2 protein-coding genes and 1 pseudogene are annotated in these 2,859 nt (G+C 65.3%); 1 reads left to right on the top strand and 2 read right to left on the bottom strand.

Annotated features, from left to right (window positions below; genetic code table 11):
• Positions 1-139: 139 nt before the first annotated feature.
• Entirely contained in the window at positions 140-1,897 is a 1,758-nt protein-coding gene (locus tag JYJ84_RS33100) for an ABC transporter permease subunit (RefSeq protein WP_174955388.1), read from the bottom strand.
• 508 nt (positions 1,898-2,405) lie between these two features.
• Here JYJ84_RS33100 and JYJ84_RS33095 point away from each other — a divergent pair.
• Positions 2,406-2,669, top strand: a complete 264-nt coding sequence (locus tag JYJ84_RS33095) for a hypothetical protein (RefSeq protein WP_011352846.1) — start codon at positions 2,406-2,408, stop codon at positions 2,667-2,669.
• A 42-nt stretch (positions 2,670-2,711) separates the two neighbouring features.
• Here the strand turns inward: JYJ84_RS33095 and JYJ84_RS33090 are convergent.
• Positions 2,712-2,859 (bottom strand): annotated as a pseudogene (locus JYJ84_RS33090) (two-component sensor histidine kinase); the annotation flags it as partial.

Here is a 2,859-nt window from a genome sequence, read left to right as displayed (position 1 = left end):
TTCGCCCTGCGTCTTGTTGAAGCCGCGGCAGACGTGATCGACGCGCAGGATTTCCTCACCGAGGCGCGGCGGCTGGTTCGTCTGGACGGGGGCGTTTACAGCATTCGGATTGTGCATCGCGTTTCGCTCTCAATCGGTCTCAGTCGAGCCGCAGCTTCGCTTCCGCGAAGGCATACAGCGGACGCCACAGCAGGCGGTTGAACAGGGTGACGAACAGGGACATCACGGCGATGCCCAGGATGATCTTCGGAAAATCGCCGGCGGCGGTGGTCTGTGCGATATAGGCGCCGAGGCCGTGCGCCTCGATCTTGGTATTGCCCCACTGCACCGCTTCCGACACGATGCTCGCGTTCCACGCGCCGCCCGATGCGGTGATCGCACCGGTCACGTAGTACGGGAAGATGCCGGGCAGGATCGCCTGCCGCCACCACTGCCAGCCACGGATGCGGAAGTTGGTCGCCGCTTCGCGATAGTCGTTCGGGTAGGACGTCGCGCCGGCGATCACGTTGAACAGGATATACCACTGCGTGCCGAGCACGATCAGCGGCGACAGCCAGATATCGGCGTTCAGGTGGAAGCGCGCGATCACGATCACGAACGCGGGGAACAGCAGGTTGGCCGGGAACGCGGCGAGGAACTGCGCGAGCGGCTGCAGCTTCTCGGCGAGCCGGGGGCGCAGCCCGATCCACACGCCGATCGGCACCCAGATCACCGACGCGATCGCGATCAGCACGACCACGCGCAGCAGCGTGATGAGCCCGAGCACGAGCACATGACCGACCTCGGCCATCGTCACGCCGGTCGACACGAAGCTGATGACGCGCCACACGATATAGGCCGTGCCGATCAGCACGAGGATCGCCCACGCGATGTCGACCGTGCGTGACGCCTTCTTCTCGACTTTCGGCAGCGAGAAGCGCATCGCACCCGACAGCGGCAGCCGCAGCGGAATCCGCGCGGCCTTCGCAAAGAACCAGCCGGCCGGCACGAGCAGCTGATGAATCAGGCGCGTGCGGCGCACGAGGTCGAGCAGCCACGATTGCGGTGCGTCGCCCGACGCGGTGTTTTCCATCCGGAACTTGTCGGCCCACGCGATCAGCGGGCGGAACAGGAGCTGGTCGTACGCAAGGATCACAACCGTCATCGTGAGGATCACCCAGCCGATCGCGCCGAGGCTCTTGTCCGAGATCGCCTGCGCAAGATACGCGCCGATGCCCGGCAGCGTGATGGTCTGGTTGCCGACGGTGATCGCCTCCGACGCGACGACGAAGAACCAGCCGCCCGACATCGACATCATCATGTTCCAGATCAGGCCCGGCATCGAGAACGGCACCTCCAGCTTCCAGAAGCGCTGCCAGGACGTCAGGTGGAAGCTCCGCGACACTTCGTCGAGATCCCGCGGCACCGTGCGCAGCGACTGATAGAAGCTGAACGTCATGTTCCACGCCTGGCTCGTGAAGATCGCGAAGATCGCCGCGAGCTCCGCGCCGAGCACGCGGCTCGGGAACAGTGCGAGGAAGAACGTGACCGTAAACGAGATGAAGCCGAGCACCGGCACCGACTGCAGGATGTCGAGGATCGGAATCAGCACCATGCCCGCACGGCGGCTTTTCGCCGCGAGCGTGCCGTAGATCAGCGTGAATGCAAGCGACGCGACCATCGCGGCGAGCATCCGCAGCGTGGTGCGCAACGCGTATTCGGGCAGGTTCGACGGGTCGAGCGAGATCTTCTGCGTCTGCAGGGTGCCGATCGGCGCCATCGTTTCATGGAAACCGACGATCGCCATCGCGAGCAGGCAGATGATCAGCGGAAACGCAATGAAGTCCCACCGGTTCGGCAGGACACGCCACGCGGACGCATTCGCGGTCCGGTTCGGATTGAAGAATCCGACGTCCATCAGGCGCCCTCCCCGGTAAGGCCGAACGAAGCCGGCAGTCGATGTTGATTCATGGCAAAGCGCACGGAGGCGGTAATTCGATTGACTGACGATCGCGCGCGAGCGCGAGGCGCCGTGCGTGCATGCGCTGCCGCGCCCCGGACGAGTCGGCCCGCGACGGCACGACACTACACCAACCTGTATTTCAGGTACAACCGTCCGGGAACGGCCAGGCGGCGCACGGATCGTGCCTGGCGCGCGGGCGGATGGCGGGTACGCGGGTCGAGCAGCCCGGCCGCAGTCTTTCAGCCGGCATGCAGGCCCGAATTATGCCGTGATCCGGCCCGGCCGGGAACCCGCCGGCCACACGCGCGCGTAAACCATGTCGGGCGTCACCAGCCGGATACGACTAAGCGGGTATGATCGGGGCTGGCCCTTGGGGTCGGTGGCGGCCGTTCTGATGGCGACGCATGCGCGTTCCCTCTGTCAACAGGCCCTGGGGATCGATCGACGAGCGGGAGGAAAGGGAATGGCAGGAAACTTGGTGATCGTCTGCCGCGATCAGGATGCCGACGCGTTCTACGAACTGATGCAGGAGTACGGGTCGTTCCAGACGCGGCTGTCGTCGACGGCGTGGTACCTGAACATGAACGTCGTGCCTGAATCGCTGCAGGAGGAAATCCTGGAGCGCCTCGGCCGGTACACGACCGTCTACATCTTCGAGGCCACCACCGTGACCTACAACACCATCGACAGCAACGCGGCCGAGACACTCGGCACGCTGTTCGAATGATGCCGCGCGGCGCCAGCCCGGCCGGGTTGGCGCCGCAGCCGCTTATGCGGCCTGTGCGTGGGGCTCGTCCTTCGGCACGACCTCGAACGGGAACGTCATCGAGACGCGCAGGCCGCCTTCTGGGCGGTTGCCGATGTCGCACGCCCCACCCAGCCTGAGTACGAGCCGCTCGACGATCGCGAGCCCGAGC

The sequence above is a fragment of the Burkholderia sp. LMG 13014 genome, from assembly GCF_905232215.1.
Classification (GTDB): domain Bacteria; phylum Pseudomonadota; class Gammaproteobacteria; order Burkholderiales; family Burkholderiaceae; genus Burkholderia.
Note: the sequence above shows the minus strand (reverse complement) of the source record. Positions and strands in the feature narration are given on the sequence as shown.